Source organism: Streptococcus pneumoniae, assembly GCA_040719455.1.
Taxonomy (GTDB): Bacteria; Bacillota; Bacilli; order Lactobacillales; family Streptococcaceae; genus Streptococcus; species Streptococcus pneumoniae_G.
In genome coordinates this window covers 1,438,685-1,454,048 of the sequence record JBFDTN010000001.1, presented here as the reverse complement: position 1 = coordinate 1,454,048, position 15,364 = coordinate 1,438,685, and the positions used below count along the sequence as shown (strand labels likewise).

The 15,364-nt window shown below is 38.1% G+C and carries 18 protein-coding genes, 1 tRNA gene and 1 pseudogene; 9 read left to right on the top strand and 11 right to left on the bottom strand.

Going from position 1 to position 15,364, the window contains the following annotated elements; all coding sequences use genetic code 11:
- Positions 1-22: 22 nt before the first annotated feature.
- Complete coding sequence (locus AB1I63_07030) at positions 23-418, top strand: single-stranded DNA-binding protein (GenBank protein MEW4354623.1); 396 nt, start codon at positions 23-25, stop codon at positions 416-418.
- 443 nt (positions 419-861) lie between these two features.
- Here the strand turns inward: AB1I63_07030 and AB1I63_07025 are convergent, their stop codons facing one another.
- The 8 genes and pseudogenes from AB1I63_07025 to AB1I63_06990 all read right to left on the bottom strand — a co-directional run bounded on the left by AB1I63_07025 (position 862) and on the right by AB1I63_06990 (position 5,681).
- A complete protein-coding gene (locus AB1I63_07025; protein MEW4354622.1) occupies positions 862-933 on the bottom strand; it encodes a putative holin-like toxin in 72 nt (23 codons plus the stop codon).
- 287 nt (positions 934-1,220) lie between these two features.
- Positions 1,221-1,325: a putative holin-like toxin gene (locus AB1I63_07020; protein ID MEW4354621.1), complete on the bottom strand. Its 105-nt coding sequence runs from the start codon at positions 1,323-1,325 to the stop codon at positions 1,221-1,223.
- 304 nt (positions 1,326-1,629) lie between these two features.
- Positions 1,630-1,737 (bottom strand): annotated as a pseudogene (locus AB1I63_07015) (putative holin-like toxin).
- 296 nt (positions 1,738-2,033) lie between these two features.
- The gene (locus tag AB1I63_07010; protein MEW4354620.1) at positions 2,034-2,120 is read right to left on the bottom strand and encodes a putative holin-like toxin; all 87 of its coding nucleotides are present in this window, start codon (positions 2,118-2,120) and stop codon (positions 2,034-2,036) included.
- 27 nt (positions 2,121-2,147) lie between these two features.
- Positions 2,148-2,477, bottom strand: a complete 330-nt coding sequence (locus tag AB1I63_07005; protein ID MEW4354619.1) for a type II toxin-antitoxin system RelE/ParE family toxin — start codon at positions 2,475-2,477, stop codon at positions 2,148-2,150.
- Positions 2,467-2,748, bottom strand: a complete 282-nt coding sequence (locus AB1I63_07000; protein ID MEW4354618.1) for a hypothetical protein — start codon at positions 2,746-2,748, stop codon at positions 2,467-2,469. The genes AB1I63_07005 and AB1I63_07000 overlap by 11 nt, the downstream gene beginning before the upstream one ends.
- Before the next feature lie 277 nt (positions 2,749-3,025).
- Positions 3,026-3,478 carry a hypothetical protein gene (locus AB1I63_06995; protein ID MEW4354617.1) on the bottom strand — a complete coding sequence of 151 codons (453 nt, stop codon included), beginning with the start codon at positions 3,476-3,478 and terminating at the stop codon, positions 3,026-3,028.
- A 4-nt stretch (positions 3,479-3,482) separates the two neighbouring features.
- On the bottom strand, positions 3,483-5,681 hold the full coding sequence (locus AB1I63_06990; GenBank protein MEW4354616.1) for an LPXTG cell wall anchor domain-containing protein: 2,199 nt from the start codon (positions 5,679-5,681) through the stop codon (positions 3,483-3,485).
- A 183-nt stretch (positions 5,682-5,864) separates the two neighbouring features.
- Here AB1I63_06990 and AB1I63_06985 point away from each other — a divergent pair, with 183 nt between their 5' ends.
- The gene (locus tag AB1I63_06985; GenBank protein ID MEW4354615.1) at positions 5,865-6,206 is read left to right on the top strand and encodes a helix-turn-helix transcriptional regulator; all 342 of its coding nucleotides are present in this window, start codon (positions 5,865-5,867) and stop codon (positions 6,204-6,206) included.
- A 270-nt stretch (positions 6,207-6,476) separates the two neighbouring features.
- Here AB1I63_06985 and AB1I63_06980 read toward each other — a convergent pair whose 3' ends face one another.
- Positions 6,477-7,040 carry a type III toxin-antitoxin system ToxN/AbiQ family toxin gene (locus tag AB1I63_06980; GenBank protein ID MEW4354614.1) on the bottom strand — a complete coding sequence of 188 codons (564 nt, stop codon included), beginning with the start codon at positions 7,038-7,040 and terminating at the stop codon, positions 6,477-6,479.
- A 683-nt stretch (positions 7,041-7,723) separates the two neighbouring features.
- On the opposite strand from AB1I63_06980, the gene AB1I63_06975 reads away from it, so the two are divergent.
- From AB1I63_06975 to AB1I63_06945, 7 genes are all read left to right on the top strand, one after another.
- Positions 7,724-8,431, top strand: coding sequence for a hypothetical protein (locus AB1I63_06975; GenBank protein MEW4354613.1), 708 nt, complete (start codon positions 7,724-7,726; stop codon positions 8,429-8,431).
- A gap of 347 nt (positions 8,432-8,778) precedes the next feature.
- On the top strand, positions 8,779-9,165 hold the full coding sequence (locus tag AB1I63_06970; protein MEW4354612.1) for a hypothetical protein: 387 nt from the start codon (positions 8,779-8,781) through the stop codon (positions 9,163-9,165).
- A gap of 43 nt (positions 9,166-9,208) precedes the next feature.
- The gene (locus tag AB1I63_06965; GenBank protein MEW4354611.1) at positions 9,209-9,823 is read left to right on the top strand and encodes a hypothetical protein; all 615 of its coding nucleotides are present in this window, start codon (positions 9,209-9,211) and stop codon (positions 9,821-9,823) included.
- Entirely contained in the window at positions 9,810-10,538 is a 729-nt protein-coding gene (locus AB1I63_06960; GenBank protein MEW4354610.1) for a type IV secretory system conjugative DNA transfer family protein, read from the top strand. The genes AB1I63_06965 and AB1I63_06960 overlap by 14 nt, the downstream gene beginning before the upstream one ends.
- Before the next feature lie 169 nt (positions 10,539-10,707).
- Positions 10,708-11,979 carry a replication protein RepA gene (locus tag AB1I63_06955; protein ID MEW4354609.1) on the top strand — a complete coding sequence of 424 codons (1,272 nt, stop codon included), beginning with the start codon at positions 10,708-10,710 and terminating at the stop codon, positions 11,977-11,979.
- Between the two features lie 86 nt (positions 11,980-12,065).
- Positions 12,066-12,425, top strand: a complete 360-nt coding sequence (locus AB1I63_06950) for a DUF771 domain-containing protein (protein ID MEW4354608.1) — start codon at positions 12,066-12,068, stop codon at positions 12,423-12,425.
- Between the two features lie 51 nt (positions 12,426-12,476).
- The gene (locus tag AB1I63_06945; protein ID MEW4354607.1) at positions 12,477-13,631 is read left to right on the top strand and encodes a tyrosine-type recombinase/integrase; all 1,155 of its coding nucleotides are present in this window, start codon (positions 12,477-12,479) and stop codon (positions 13,629-13,631) included.
- Positions 13,632-13,681: 50 nt separating this feature from the next.
- Here the strand turns inward: AB1I63_06945 and AB1I63_06940 are convergent.
- Positions 13,682-13,754: transfer RNA gene (locus AB1I63_06940), tRNA-Lys, on the bottom strand.
- A 268-nt stretch (positions 13,755-14,022) separates the two neighbouring features.
- A complete protein-coding gene (locus tag AB1I63_06935) occupies positions 14,023-15,291 on the bottom strand; it encodes a replication-associated recombination protein A (GenBank protein ID MEW4354606.1) in 1,269 nt (422 codons plus the stop codon).
- Positions 15,292-15,364 lie beyond the last annotated feature (73 nt).

Below are 15,364 nucleotides of genomic sequence, written 5' to 3'. Positions count from 1 at the left end.
AGATAGGTAGGAGGAAAATGATATGTATAATAAAGTTATTCTGATTGGTCGCTTGGTGGGAACACCAGAATTGAAAAAAACACCCAATGATAAATCGGTGGCGCGTGTGACAGTTGCTGTGAATCGCCGCTATAAAGATCAAAATGGGGAGCGAGAAGCTGACTTTGTCAATGTCGTGGTCTGGGGACGCTTGGCTGAAACCTTGGCTAGCTATGCAGGCAAGGGGAGTCTGATCTCCTTGGACGGTGAATTGCGGACACGCAAGTACGAAAAAAATGGTGTAAACCATTATGTTACAGAAGTGCTCTGCAATGGTTTCCAATTACTCGAAAGTCGTGCCCAACGTGCTATGCGTGAAAACAATGTAGCCGAAGATCTCGCAGATCTTGTTTTAGAACAAGAAGAATTACCATTCTAAAACAAATAAAGTCACTGAAAACTCCCTCGCTATTTTAGCGAGGGAGTTTGTGTTAGATGGCTAAAATTATTTGATTAAAAAAGTCAAAAAAGATTTAGTAGAACAAAAACGAAAAAAAGCCTTTAGAATAAGGCTTTTGAGCACTAAAATATGCCCCCTACAGCTAAATATGAGGTAAAATAAGTAATAATTATTATTAGAAACATTGATAAATCAAGGATTAGCAACTCATGAAGTAGTAGGAAAATCATTTTAGTAGAACAGTTAGTAGAACAAATTAATTTGCTATATTTCTATCTAGCTTGCGTAAGTCATTTAGTTATGCTACAATAGTATTAGAAAAGGAGCTGAGCGGTAACTCAACTCCAATGTAGAACCGTTTAAGACGGTGATTCGTTTTTATAAGTTAAAAATAACCGTTAACTCGTTAAAGTTATGGACGGTTATTTTTTTGAATCATTTTTGAAGATTTTATAGCATAAGCCTATTAACCTGATAGTAAAACTACCAAACATAAATAGAACTTCTACAACTTCAAAAGCTGTCAAAATCTAGCTCCTCCTTTCCGTCAGATTTTGATGAATCGCCCATAGGCATCACCACCTTTCAGAATAAGGAGCCACCGTCTTCACTTTTCTACGTCATCTATTATATCATATTCTTGCAAAAGCCTACAAGCTATGCTACAATAGTATTAGAAAAGGAGCTGAGCAGTAACTCAACTCCCATGTAGAACCGTTAAAAAGACGGTGGCTCGTTTTAGTTATAAAAAATAACCGTTAACTCGCCAAAGTTGAGACGGTTATTTTTTATTGCTCATTTTTACGATAACAACAATCAATCCAATGAGTGAGAGTAGAAAACTACCAAACTCAAGCATGAGTTGCATTGCTTCGTAAGTGGACAATAAAATCGCTCCTTTCTGTTAGATTTTGATGAATCGCCCATAGGCATCACCACCTTTCAGAATAAGGAGCCACCGTCTTTGCGATATTCTAGTTCCTTTAGGAACATAGAAAATCACATCTCTTTAGGGACACTTTTCTACGTCATCTATTATATCATATTCTTGCAAAAGCTTACAAGCTATGCTACAATAGGATTAGAAAAAGGAGCTGGACGGCAATCCAACTCCCATGTAGAACCGTTTAAGACGGTAGCTTTATAGAATGATTTAATCTCGTCCTACTCGGCTAAAAGTGGGGACGGGATTATTTTTTTGAATCATTTTTGAAGATTTTATAGCACAATCCAATCAAAGCAATGGTAAAAGTACCAAAACCTAGAATCGTTTGTACAACTTCAAAAGCTGTCAAAAGATGCTACTCCTTTCTAAGTGGATTTCTGTACTTACATTCATAAGCACCACCCCTTTCAAAATTCGTAGCCACCGTCTTTGCGATATTCTAGTTCCTTTAGGAGCTTAGAAAATCACATCCCTTTAGGGACACTTTTCTACGTTACCTATTATACCATACCCTTGCAAAAGCCTACAAGCTATGCTACAATAGGATTGCTGAGCAGCAACTCAACTCTAATGTAGAACCGTTTAAGACGGTAGCTTTGTAATTAGATTAAAAAAATAATCGTCATCACTCTGCTAAAGTTAGGACGATTATTTTTTATTGTTCATTTTTACGTTTGCAATGATTAAGCCGATTAAGGTAGGTAAGAAACTACAGAATGCAAGCATTAGTTGGATTGCTTCCTTAAAAATTTAAACAAGACTTCATTCAAATAATTTCATATAGTCACTTCGTGTCGAAATAATATGAGTAATCACAACTTCTTTTTTAACACTATCCACAAAATATAAAGCTATATAATCTTTCCCTACTGTTAAACCTCGTGTTTTATGACGTTGGTCTAACGTTTTCCCAAATTTTTCGTCAGCATCAAAGCCAACATCTGGAAATATCTCTAAGGCACTGATCTTGTGCATAATATTCTCAATCACTTTGCGAGCTGATCTTTCTGACGCAAAATTACTGATGATATAATCCTTTATCTCTTCTAATGTTTGTAAGGCGCCAATACTATAATTAATCTTATAATCCAAGGCGTTTCCTCACTTCTTCAGCAGAAAAAGTATTTACGCTAGACTCATAATCATCAATAGCTTGTCTTATCTCTCCTTGCAACTGCTGAAATAGAATTTCTTTTTCATCTAACAATTCCATTTTTCCAGTAATAGCAACTTGTTTTACAAACCTATCCATAGCGCTTGAAATTGTCATTCCATTAGCCTTAGCAACAGCTTTGGCTTTTTCAAAATAATCTTTGTTAGTAGTAAATCCTACCCTCTTATCTCTTGCAACGGCTAATGTCATAGTGTAGTATCCTTTTGTTGTTTTTTTCTTACGTTTATTATATCACGTCAACTTACTTTATTCCATGTTTTTTGATTAACAGCCATTTTCTTATAATTTATCAACGACTTTCAAAATAATATCAAAGGAATGTTGTTTCAATATTATCACAGAATATCCATTTTTCTATTCTCATTCTCAAGAAATTGTTGGAATAGCTTGTTCTTTCTAACGATTGCTGAGAATCCAAAAGCAACTCCCACATGAAATAGGAGTTGCTTTTTTTGATGAGTGTATATTAGTTATCGTTTGTAAAAGGAAGGACATATCTGTGAGGTGTTTGATTTTCTCCAAGACTATCAATTACTTCGATTCTCGCCAAGCGATATTGCCCTTTGGAGAGAGATTCGATAGAGATATTCTCGGCAGATACTGCAAACCAACCATATCCATCTTTAACTTCTTGTTGTAATAAATGTTTCAATTCTGATGGAACATCATAACCTTCCGTAGGAGTACTATCAGCAAACTTTCCACTACCATCAATGAATGCTTTAAAACATTGATTTTTATCGTGGTTTACAAATATTATCTCTTCGCAATGTGTAGGAATTTTGATGCGTGAGTCTGTAGTAAATAGTAGTTTTTTATGTTTTTTAAGATGATTAAAATGATGTTCAAATACTTCTTGTGAATCAATTTTATTTTCATCACTTTTTCCAAATCGGAAAAGTAAAATTTCTTCTGTCATTTTTTTATCCTCTTTTCTTTTTCAATCCTACTAAGCTAACAAGGCTGATACTTGCTGTATCGAGCAGTGTTAGGATAGAGTTATTTGTTCCTGTTTTTGGTAAGCTATTAGCTGTTGGAATAGCTTGTTTAGATGCTTGATTGTTACGAACAGTTGAAACGGCTTTTGCAGGCATTCCTTGTCCGTAAGTAGTATGACTTCCCATGTATTGTGGGGTTTTCATATCGGATTTCGAAGGCTTCATACCAAGGGTATCAACCTTATCTGTTTTGTCTTTTTGAGTTCCGACAGTTGTACTAGGTTTTTTGTTTCCACCAAGAGCACCGCCATTTTGTGAACCAACCCCAATCTGACTATCTCCTCCGAGTGTCCCATGGTCTTGAACTTTAGGAAGCTCATATACAGGCTTGCTAGCAGTTACGCCTGTACCAACTTCATGGTGTTTTTCAGGCTTTGGTTGTGCATCATAGGCTTCTTTAAGACTAGCATACTTAGCAAGCGCATTTTCATAAGCCCCCATCAAACGATTCAACTCCTCACGCTCCGCAACTACCAAAGCTGCCTGACGTTCTACCCCTTCCTCTGCTGCTACTTTAGCAGTCATCAAACGAGCCAACGTCTCCTGACGGCTAGATACCGCCTGAGCTAGGGAAGTATAAAGGTCTTTAGCTTCCTTAACCGCACGAGCCAAAGAACGAACGCTAGCCAATTCATTTTGAGCAGATTCAAGACGAGTTTCAGCGCCAATCTTCGTAGCTTGGGCTGCTGATAGAGTAGCTTTGGCGTTGGAAACGGCTGCTGGGTCTACTACCGTACGGGTTACTTCTTTGGTAACTTGCTTAGTGGTAGACGTACCCCCTGCGCGGACTTCGTATGGGTTCGCTAGGGCTGGGGAGGCTGAGTCAGCAAGGGCAAGCTTAACACCTGCTAATGGAATCTCATGCGCACCATAGTGAACATCAGTCATAATAGCAAACTGTTTAGCATTAGAGGTAAACCCTAGCAAATCCAATGTATGTCTATAACTACTTCCTACGCTAAACAAATCACTTACAATAGCATTATACATAATATTGTATAATTGACCTTCTGTTGGGAAGATACCACCCCCTACAAAACTATCAGAACCATTATTCAACCAGTAAGCCCCAGAATAAATTTTAGTATTGTTTAATCCCTTACCGACAGTATTGATGACCTCGTCAAAAGTGAAGTCACGATGACGGTCAGTCTCCTGTACTGATTGGTACTTATTAGCAAAGGCTGCAGTAGCCTCGGATACCTCGAGCAACGGCTGACCAAAGAGACTGCGGACGTGGTTAATCACTGCTGCGCCGTAAAGACTGAGATTACGAGAGAGCTCTGCTGGAAGGGGTTCTCTGATGTCATACTTAGTCGTTAAAGACTGTTCCTCTTGGGAAAGAGAACGCAAATTGTCATTCAAGGTAGGCAGTGAGAACGATTCACCAAATACCCCCTGAGTTCCTTTCTTAACCGCTGCATCTACCGCATCAGCAGTACCAGTACCATTAGCAAGATTCTTGATGGCTTGGATATAGTCATCATTCACCGCAATCGGACGAAGTACATCGTCATCCCAAGAGAACCCAGTATTTGCCAATACAGACTTAGCCCCCTCAGCAGGTACCTCGACCGTCTCAGTAACCGTTTCAGTTACTTCAGTACCCCTCTCAGCAAGAGCAAGGTCTTGTTCCGCATCACTAACGGCTTTGATGGAGTCGGCAAGAGCCTGACTAGCATCAGCTACCTTGGTTTCGACCGCTTCGACAGATTGGTTACCAAGAGCCAACTCCGCACGAGTAACCGCCTCTTTAGCTTCCGCAACGGCTTGACTATCTACTTCCTTAACCTCTGCAATCTGAGTATCAAGACTAGCTACCTCCGCACGATTAGCTTCAAGACTAGCCTCAGCCTCCTTGACCGTACTATCCTGAGCGAGTACTGCACTATGGGTGGTATCGACTGCCTCTTTAGCCTCAGTAAGCTGGGCTTCAGTAACTGTATTAGTAGGCGCTACCGCCTCAGTAGCGGTTGCCGTGCTAGTACCCTCAACACTATCAGCGCTAACAGATACCCCACCTAGAGCCAAAGCACCCGACAAAGCCAACACCCCAACAGCGCCGTAAGCCTTAGACACCTTAATAGTGCCGTGGGATTTGATTGAATTTTCTTTCCTAAGCATGAAGTCTTCCTTTTATAAACTTATTTTTATTATTTACACACCTTTAGGTGTGTAAATTTTTAATTTCCTATATTATAGCACATACTTTCAACACTTACAAGTATTATATTTACAAAAATCATACCTAAAGATGGGTTGAGATATGTTGATAACCTTGTATCATTAAGGTGTGAGGTAGAGCCTATGGAATATAAACAAATAGAGATGAGAGAGTACATTGGAAAAAGAGTGAGGAAACTAAGGTTAGAAAAGGGCATCACTCAGGAGAGCTTAGCTGAAAAGGCAGGTTTGGCACATAACTATATTTATAGGGTAGAAAATCAGCATTTGAATATCAAGGCAGATACGATTGACAAGCTGATAGAAGCCCTAGACGTGACACCAGCTGAGTTCTTTGACTTCCCGCCATTATCTACTAATACAGGTTTGGCTAATTTGATCCGAGTGATGGATGAGCTGTCTGATAGCCAAAAAAATAAAGTTGTAGAAGGTGTTAGTATGATACTTGAAGGTATCAAAAAGTAGTGTATATAGAAGAATCCACCAAGGAAATTTGGTGGATTTTATATTTGTATAAAAAAACAGATGAAGGGATAAATAAACAGGCGATACTAATGAACGTATTTATAAGGGAAAAAATATTTTACCTGTAAGGAAATACTGACGAGGGTCAAATTGAAATGAAAGAATACCCTATGTTAGTATATGGGTGTGCTAAATGAGTGAAAAAATTGAGCACCGTATTTCAAAAAAAGGAGGAAAAAAGTATGTCGGGATAAGGCACTGTACCCCATTTTATTTTTTAAATTTATTCATTTTGCTCTCTAGAAGATTTAAGTTACAAGCAAATTTTACATTAACGCCGTTTTTAATTGCTTCAATAGTTTTTATGGCTGTATCTATGATCTCATCTTTTCTTGATAAACAGAAAGAATATTCTTTAATCAACATGCTTTTATATCGAGCATCAGGCTCAGCATGGATGTCATAATAGTTATACAATCCATCAATAACAGGAATTGCTTTATTAAATTGAAGAGAAGAAATTAACATAAGAAATTTATCATCTTCATCTGTAGACCTGTAAAATTTATGAGCATTCTTATTTTTTGTAGTTGTATCGACTTCTTCATAGATTAACAAATGATTCTTACTAGATAAGCTCATTTTAGGATTTTCATGACTTTTTTTAGCTGATGTAAAAGGAATAAAGTATTTCTGATTATTTACGGTGGTAATAATACCTAAAAACACCTTTGGATGGGTAGCAGTTTTGTAGGAACTAGAATATTCTACTTCTGAATCAATGTTGTGTAGAAATTCCAGATAGTCAACGTCGATATTATAAAATCCAAACATATATTCCTTTCTAATGGAAAAAAGAACAGCCGAAGCCGTTCCTTTATCGTCTCCGCTTAATAGGTGGGAGAACACCTTCTTTATCGCCTCCGCTTAATAGGTGGGAGAACACCTTCTTTATCGCCTCCGCTTAATAGGTGGGAGAACACCTTCTCTAACTATATAATACTATATTTTAAATTATTTGTAAATATGAAAGTTAATTATTTTTATCTTTTTTGAGAAAAAGATTTGCTACAAGATTTTTTTGAGAATATTTCAGTGGTTAGGAATTGTATTCAAATAAAGAACTATAATAAAACACTCTTTCAGAGCAAAAAAAATAGGTCGAGGTGGAGAGGAAAAAAGTATATCAAGATAGATTGGCGAGTTTTGTGCTAGGTATCTATGATTAAATAACTGGTAAAGGAGAAAATATTATCGTGATAGATCATCTGTAAGGAGAAAATGTTCCTCCGTAAGGAAAAAATATTTTACCTGTAAGGAAATACTGACGAGGGTCAAATTGAAATGAAAGAATACCCTATGTTAGTATATAGGTGTGCTAAATGAGTGAAAAAATTTGGGCACTGTATTTAAAAAAAGTATGTCGGGATAGACTGGCGAGTTTTGTGCTAGGTGTCTATGATTAAATTATTAGTATAACAAATAGCAGTGAAACTGCTTAGAAATGAGGATATTGTATGCCAATTAAGGTGAACGTTAAGAAGCTTAAAAAAGTTTATGAGAAAAGGTGGCGTGAAGTAAAAGCTAAGAGTCAAGGTGATTCTGACCACTGTATTGGAAAAGAACAACAATACGGATTACGAATTAAGAACATTGACTTTGAGAGCTTGATCAATGTAAAAATTAGTAAAGTAATTAAATGTGAACGAATCACTAGAAAAGGAAAGAGGAAGAAACCAGTGAACAAGGAAATCATAAAGAAATTAAAAGAGGATAAGAAGAAGATCCATAACGGAGAGTATGTCCGCATACCTGCAGAACAGGCTCCTTTTCCATACTATGAGATGTCTGTGATAAAAATTCGTTACGCTATTGAATATTATAAAACAAAACACGAGATAAAAATTCGTTTAGGAGGATCTATCTATGATGAGATTTGCGATTTTAACTCAAAGGAATCGGAAAAAATAAGAATGGATTTAGGGATTACTGGGGAATTTGAAGGGATTGCGAGTCGAACACTTCAGCGTATCCTAAACCTAGATGAGAAACTGAGTGTTGAGATGAAGAAAAAATACTCTCCTTTAATTAAGCAGATGATAGAATCTAAAGCTTATCAAGACTTATCGTGTCGAGCTGCTTTCTTTGGAGCTTATATGAGAGATAAGAAAACCTATAATATGCAGGAAAAAGTATTAAAACAACAATATGCAAAAATAAAATAGTTTATGGCGAGTTTTCGGTATTGTTGATATGGGATAATTTTATTGTTGAGATGAGTAATATGAGTGTTTGCTAATCGAAAAAAAATGAGTAGGTGGCGAGTTTTCGGTATTGTTGATGTGAGATAATGCTATTGTTGAGATGAGTAACTAGAAGTCTCTCAGCTAGTTATACATAGTTTTGGTCTTGAGAGTCAAGGAGGTGATGCCTATGGGATAGGTTAAGATTGTCGTGTTTTCAGCAAGGGGGAGATTACCATTACGTATTATTCTAATACGTATATCCTATCCTATCCTATCCTGTCCTATTCCCCTTGCTTTTTCTATATTATAAATTGGAGGTATAAAAGATGGTTACATTTAGCTCTTTAATTGCTACATCGAATACAGGCAGTAGTCCTATGCAGACGCAGGAGGTGACGGCAGTTCACTTAGGTTTTAAGGGACTTCCTTACAAAAGAACTTTGACTGACTCTTTGGGGCGTAAGATGAAAGATGAGAAGGGACGTTTTTTGAGAGAGAAAGAACCTTCTGCTATCAAGTACACACTCCCTACATTGGGGGATAACACAGAGGTGGTTAGTATCATAGTTCCTATGGGTTCAGAGATTGCTTTTGAACCAATGACCGTGTACAAGATTGTTGGAAAGGGGTATCATTTTAGCAGTGGAGGCTATTGGATTACTGAAATTGATAGCCTAGAGACACTTTTAAATATGCAAGAGGTGGAGGAATAGGAATGTTCCTATCGCCTCTTGGTTTAATATGGAGGATTTTATAATGAAAATTTTACGTTGGTTTCATAAACAAAAATTGGAAATGAAGATAATGCTTGCTATCCTTTTAAGTATCGGGCTAGTAGCAGGTATATATTTGCTAAAGTATTTATTTGCTATCATTTTTCCTATTCTTATCTTACTATGGCTATCTACGGATGGCAAAATTCCCAATGTTTGGAAAACAGAGTCTGTGATCTATCGTCCTGAAGCGATGCACGAAGTATTCTCTTTTGTTGTTAGAAAGCTAAGAATCTTTAGTAATAACAAACTATACTTAAAAAGTTGGAACGAGGTTCGAGAAAACAGAGCTGGTACTGCTAAACTCTTTGAGGTGCTCTGTATCACAGATAGCGAGGATATCAATCGTGAATACCTAAAAGAATTGTCAGACTATTATTTACGTGAGTATGGGGAACAAAATGGCTATAACCTTTCTCCGAGTCCTTTCGTGCTCTCTACTCATTCTGTATCCTTGCTAGAAAAAGAAGTAAATTATATTGTGTTGCGCTATATCTTTGCGACTGATTATGCTACTGCTCAAGAATTTTACTGTGACATTACGCCTCAAAAGCTAGAAAAGAAAATTGTAAAAGAGGTGGAAGATGAGGATTTCTAGTCTATTTTTCCATGAAGATTTATTAGAGCAAGGGATAAAGGCTCCTGTTCCCTTAAATCTCTCTGCTCCTCACCTTGCAGTATTTGGAAGCTCTGGATCTGGAAAGACCTATTGCTCTAAGCTGTTGCTTGCTAAGGCTGTTAAGCATCTAAAGGCAAGTTTATTAGTTGGAGATTATAAAGGAGATAGGGACTTTGAATTTTTATTAACCCAAGAATCTTTCTTTCGATTTGATAAAGTGAGTGCTTGGTTTGATGAAGCGATAGGGCTCTTAGAGAATCGCCAGTCTAGAAAAGATAGGAGTAGAGCTCTAGTCATTGCTTATCTTGATGAGATGGCTGCTTATTTGACTATGCTTGATAAGCAAGGTAGGGAAATTCGAATCAGACAGTTATCTAGGCTTCTCATGTTGGGAAGAAGCTTCAATATCCATGTTTGGATCAGTCAACAAAGACCGGATTCGGAGTATTTTGGAAAATCTCGCGAAAATATTCATAATAGTATTTTGCTAGGTTCGTTTAGCAAGGAGGTTCTAGGCATGTTGCTCTCAGATGATCAAAATGAAGTCTCACGTAAACAGGGGCGAGGACGGGGATACCTGATAGAACAAGGGAAGCCCCCTATTCATATTCGGGTTCCGACCTATGACATATTTGCTGTTGAAGAAGAGATTCTAAAAGGAATGTATTCTAAGAAAGAGGTCGCCCCTCCTTAGCCGTAGGCGTAAGGAGGGGGGCAGACAGCCTCATGTAAGGTGCAAAGTTAGTATTACCTTTGCACCACTTCAAAGACACAAGACAAATCCCTCAAAACCGCATTAACTCAAGCATTTCTTTGTCTCACACTCAAAAAGACACTGAAAAATATCAAGACAGGAGCAATAAATGACTCTCAAACAAACTAAAAAGAAAGAACTTGATTCAAAACACAAAGCTTATTCATTCTGTTGCGTACTGAACAACGTTGATAAACTCTTTGATACTGAAAGCAAGTATTTCGAGAATTTTTCAGAAAAAACTCAGAAGCGTGTAAAAGAATTTCGTGCAAATCTTGATCCAAATATCAACTATACTCCTGAAGCGATTGTTGACCACCTCATGCGCCTTTGGGTAGATGGAAAAGAAGAAAAGAGGATGTGCGCAGCAAATTACGAAATAGCGGACACAGGAACCCACCACTGCCATCTCATTTTAGAAGACAAGGGTCAAGTTCGATTTTCTGCTCTTCAAAGTCTCTATCCGACTATACATGCAGAGTTTACAAGAGGAACAAAAGAAGAGGTAATTGAATACCTCAATAAAACCGGTAAACACGAAGAAAAAGCGCATACTATTGTTGTGCCTATGAAGGTGCTCGGAGAGCTTAGAGCTAACCGGCAAGGCTATCGAAGCGATCTTGATTATATTCAAGAGAGATTAGAAGGTGGTGCTACTCCGGAAGAAATCATGTCTGAAAAATTGGAGTATCGCTCATACTCGAAGATGATAAAAGAGCACTACTATCAGCTCCGAATCAAGGATACGCCTGACTATAGAGATGTCAAAGTTATCTATCATACTGGCGACTCTGGTGCTGGTAAGTCTTATACACAAGTTAAGCTTAAAGAAGAACACGGTCGTGAAAAGGTCTATATTTGGAGCGACTATCAGAATGGGGGGTTAGATGGGTATCAAGGCGAACCTATATTATTCATGGAGGAGTATAAGGGTGAACTACCTTATGCTGAGTTTTTGAAGGTGACAGACAGATACCTACAACAAATGCATGCAAGATATAGCAATATCTTTACGCTATGGGAAGAAATCCATATCACAAGTATTTTTTCGCCAAAACAGATCTATAATATTATGGTACCTGAAAATAAAAGAACGGCTGACTCAGAGGAGCAAATGATGAGAAGGATCAATGAGGTCGTCTATCATTTCAAGGTTACTACTGAAGATGGAGAACCCTTATATAAGCAAATAGTGTTCTCAGTAGCTGACTACAATAACCATTCTCAAGAACAGATTGAACGATTTGCTTATCAATTTGATTGTTCGAATCCTGAGATATCGGTATATAACTTTGAGAATGATGCTTTTTATTCCACCATGAACCCAGTAAATCATAAAAAGAAAAAACCTACTAGCAAGCCCCGCCAAGGTAAAAGCTAGTAAGTCCTACATTTTGAGAAGTAAGCAGTAGCTCCTTCTACTGCTTATTATCTCATAAATGATACTTAAACGAAAGAGAAAATATCATGAATAACATATCAAATCAATTACAACTAACATTGGAAAATATTACTGTTAAATTACCTGAAAGTCATATCATAGTGCAAAAAGAAGAATACGAACGACTCCTGAAAGAAAATTCGCAAGGAAAATGGCTTCAACTAAAAGATATTGTAGATTTGCTTTCAGTCTCTCGTCCTTGGTTACTCGAAAATATCCTCTATAAACCTGAGATACGTTCTCAGATTGATATAGAACAAAATCCTAATGGCTTTGTCAAATACCCTGAGAACCAAGGTGGACGCTATTTCTTTTTAGCAAGTCAGACAAGAAAGTACTTTGATAAAAATTTTGCGACTATATTGACTACATTAAAAAAAAAGTGATATAATCAAGGAGTTAATCCTTGATTTATCCTTTTAGAAAAGAGGAATTAAATCATGGCAAGTTTTAGAAAACGAGGAAACAAGTGGGATTTTAGAATTGTTGATAAAGACAAGCAGTTAATCGCTTACAAAGGTGGATTTTCTACAAAGACTGAGGCAAAGAACGCTGCTCGAGAGATTGAACTGAAAATTCAACAGGGCATGCAGATTAGGAACAATATGAGTCTATATGACTTGTGGAATGAGTGGTTCACGAATACAATTATTCCTTTGGGAAAAAGTGAGTCTACTTTGTATAAACATCAGCTAAGAGGTGAACGTATAGAGGCTTATTTTGGGACAACTCCAGCCATACATATAAGATATAGCCAGTACCAACAATTTCTGAATGACTATGCTCAGAAAGTTACTAGAAATACTGTCAACAGGCTCCACAATGAAGTAAAGAAGGTTGTGAAGTATGCTATTAGAGATCGAATTGATCTGATAGATTTTACAGAAGGAGCAATCATCTCTGGCAAGAAGCAGAGCAAAAAAACGGAGGAAAAATTTATTTCTAGCTCTTCTGATTATTACAAGATACTAGGTTTTTTGAGAACGAAGTTAAATTATCGAAAATCGGTGCTCCCGTACTTTTTCTACATTGCTTTTAAAACAGGTATGCGATTCGGGGAAGTTCTTGGGTTAACTTGGGATTGTATTGATTTAGAGCATCAGACAATTCATACCTACAGACGATATGATAGTACTACAAATAGCTGGAAGCCACCTAAGACGGAAACGTCAGACAGATATGTCCCGATAGATGGGGATACTATTGAGATTTTAAGATGCTTGCGAGTTGATCAGAAAGAGACTTTAAATCGTCTAAATGTGAAGAATCCGGATCAGTTTTTATTTTATGATGGACTTTATGGCACTCCTACGAATAATGGTGTGAATAAGGCGTTACAGCTAATGTTGGAGGAGTTAGAAATTGCTCCTTATATGCTAACAGCGACCGGTATTCGGCATACGTATGCGAGTATCCTTCTTTCAAAAGGAGTGGATATTTGGGTAGTAGCCAAGGTCATGGGTCATAAAGATATTACGCAAGTCACTAAAACTTACGGTCATTTACTGAAGGAAAAGGAGTTACGAGAAAACAATTTGATCCGAGAATTACTATCGGAAAAGTCAAAAAAAGATTTGGTAGAACAAAAGTAGAACAAAAACGAAAAAAAGCCCTTAGAATAAGGCTTTTGAGCACTAAAATATGCCCCCTACAGGGATCGAACCTGTGACCCACGGATTAAGAGTCCGCTGCTCTGCCAGCTGAGCTAAGGAGGCAATAGAAAAAGCTGTATTGGTGCCGGACTGTCACGATTTGTATTGAACCCGCGCAATTAAGCAGGTGGGCAACTCGCTCTAACTGAAGCTGCTTCCGCGTGTAACGGCCTGCATGCTGTTAGAAGACTTTTGTTTCCCTAGTAATACAAAAAATAGTCGGTCAACACTTAAGTGTGAAGTCGTACACCACAGCGTTTCTATGTTTATATAATACCACATTTTCAAAAAAATTCAAGAGAAAAATGCAATTTTTTTGAAACCGATACCATTATTTTTTTAAGCGATCAATCTTCTCCTTAGTCGTAGCAAGGGCTCGCTCGTATTTGCCAGTTTGATTTGGCTCAAAGTAGTTTTTTCCGACTAATTTATCTGGTAGATATTGCTGATCTACCCATTTTTCTGGGAAATTGTGAGGATAGAGGTAGTCTTGAGCGTTGCCTAGCTCCTTACTTCCCTTGTAATGCCCGTCGCGAAGATGCCTTGGAATCGGCAGGTGTCCGTTTTTCTTTAGATCGAAAAGAGCCTGCTCCATAGCTAGGTAAGCAGAGTTTGACTTGGGTGAGAGGGCCAGATCAACTACGATATTAGCAATGGGAATGCGGGCTTCTGGAAATCCTAGCTTTTGGGCGGCTTCAAGGGCAGCGATGGTATGGAGTTGAGCGTCGGGATTGGCAAGACCAATGTCCTCGTAGGCAATGACCATGAGGCGTCTCGCTAGACTGGGTAAATCTCCAGCCTCAATTAGGCGTGCAGCATAGTGAAGACTGGCATTGACATCACTTCCTCGAATGGATTTTTGAAGAGCTGAGAGGACATCGTAGTGACCGTCCCCATTCTTATCCATAGTGATATAGCTTTTTTGCAGGCTGTTTTCCATAGTATCAAGTGTGATATGGCGGATGCCTTCTGTATTTTCAGGAGTGGATAGAACGGCTAATTCCAAGGAATTAAAGGCAGAACGTAGGTCACCATTGGTGCTGGTTGCAAGGAAATCAAGCGCATCATCCTCTAAGATAACAGGGAAATCAAATCCGCGCTCTGGGTCTGAAATGGCTGTCTGGATAGCTCTTTTGATGTCATTATTTGAGAGAGGTTCTAGCTCAAAAATCTGAACGCGGCTGCGAATGGCAGGTGTTACGGAAAAGAAAGGATTTTCGGTTGTTGCCCCAATCATGATGAGATTGCCGTTTTCCAGCAAGGGCAGTAAAAAATCTTGCTTGGTCTTATCCAAACGATGAATCTCGTCGAGGAGCAGAATCAAACCGCCAGAAAACTTAGCTTCTTCTGCAATTTCCTGCAGGCGTTTTTTGGTATCGACAGTGGCGTTAAAGGTGCGAAAGGCGTACTTGGATGTGCCTGCAATGGCGCTCGCAATACTGGTCTTGCCAATTCCTGGCGGACCGTAGAGAATCATGGAAGATAGACGCTTTGCCTCCACCATGCGACGGATAATTTTCCCTTCACCGACCAAGTGGCTCTGCCCGATAATCTGGTCAATCGTTTTGGGCCGCATTTTAAGAGCGAGATTCTCAATCATGGCTGTTGCTCCTCCTATCTTTTTAGTTGGTTTTATGATACACTTATCTATATATTCTATCATATTTTAAGCA

What these genes read in the sequence shown, in the direction of transcription:
- AB1I63_06995 (MEW4354617.1), bottom strand. Translation starts at nt 3,478, where the DNA reads ATGACAGAAGAAATTTTACTTTTCCGATTTGGAAAAAGTGATGAAAAT.
- AB1I63_06955 (MEW4354609.1), top strand. Translation starts at nt 10,708, where the DNA reads ATGACTCTCAAACAAACTAAAAAGAAAGAACTTGATTCAAAACACAAA.
- AB1I63_06950 (MEW4354608.1), top strand. Translation starts at nt 12,066, where the DNA reads ATGAATAACATATCAAATCAATTACAACTAACATTGGAAAATATTACT.
- AB1I63_06990 (MEW4354616.1), bottom strand. Translation starts at nt 5,681, where the DNA reads ATGCTTAGGAAAGAAAATTCAATCAAATCCCACGGCACTATTAAGGTG.
- AB1I63_07000 (MEW4354618.1), bottom strand. Translation starts at nt 2,748, where the DNA reads ATGACATTAGCCGTTGCAAGAGATAAGAGGGTAGGATTTACTACTAAC.
- AB1I63_06985 (MEW4354615.1), top strand. Translation starts at nt 5,865, where the DNA reads ATGGAATATAAACAAATAGAGATGAGAGAGTACATTGGAAAAAGAGTG.
- AB1I63_06970 (MEW4354612.1), top strand. Translation starts at nt 8,779, where the DNA reads ATGGTTACATTTAGCTCTTTAATTGCTACATCGAATACAGGCAGTAGT.
- AB1I63_06965 (MEW4354611.1), top strand. Translation starts at nt 9,209, where the DNA reads ATGAAAATTTTACGTTGGTTTCATAAACAAAAATTGGAAATGAAGATA.
- AB1I63_06975 (MEW4354613.1), top strand. Translation starts at nt 7,724, where the DNA reads ATGCCAATTAAGGTGAACGTTAAGAAGCTTAAAAAAGTTTATGAGAAA.
- AB1I63_06960 (MEW4354610.1), top strand. Translation starts at nt 9,810, where the DNA reads ATGAGGATTTCTAGTCTATTTTTCCATGAAGATTTATTAGAGCAAGGG.
- AB1I63_06980 (MEW4354614.1), bottom strand. Translation starts at nt 7,040, where the DNA reads ATGTTTGGATTTTATAATATCGACGTTGACTATCTGGAATTTCTACAC.
- AB1I63_07030 (MEW4354623.1), top strand. Translation starts at nt 23, where the DNA reads ATGTATAATAAAGTTATTCTGATTGGTCGCTTGGTGGGAACACCAGAA.
- AB1I63_06935 (MEW4354606.1), bottom strand. Translation starts at nt 15,291, where the DNA reads ATGATTGAGAATCTCGCTCTTAAAATGCGGCCCAAAACGATTGACCAG.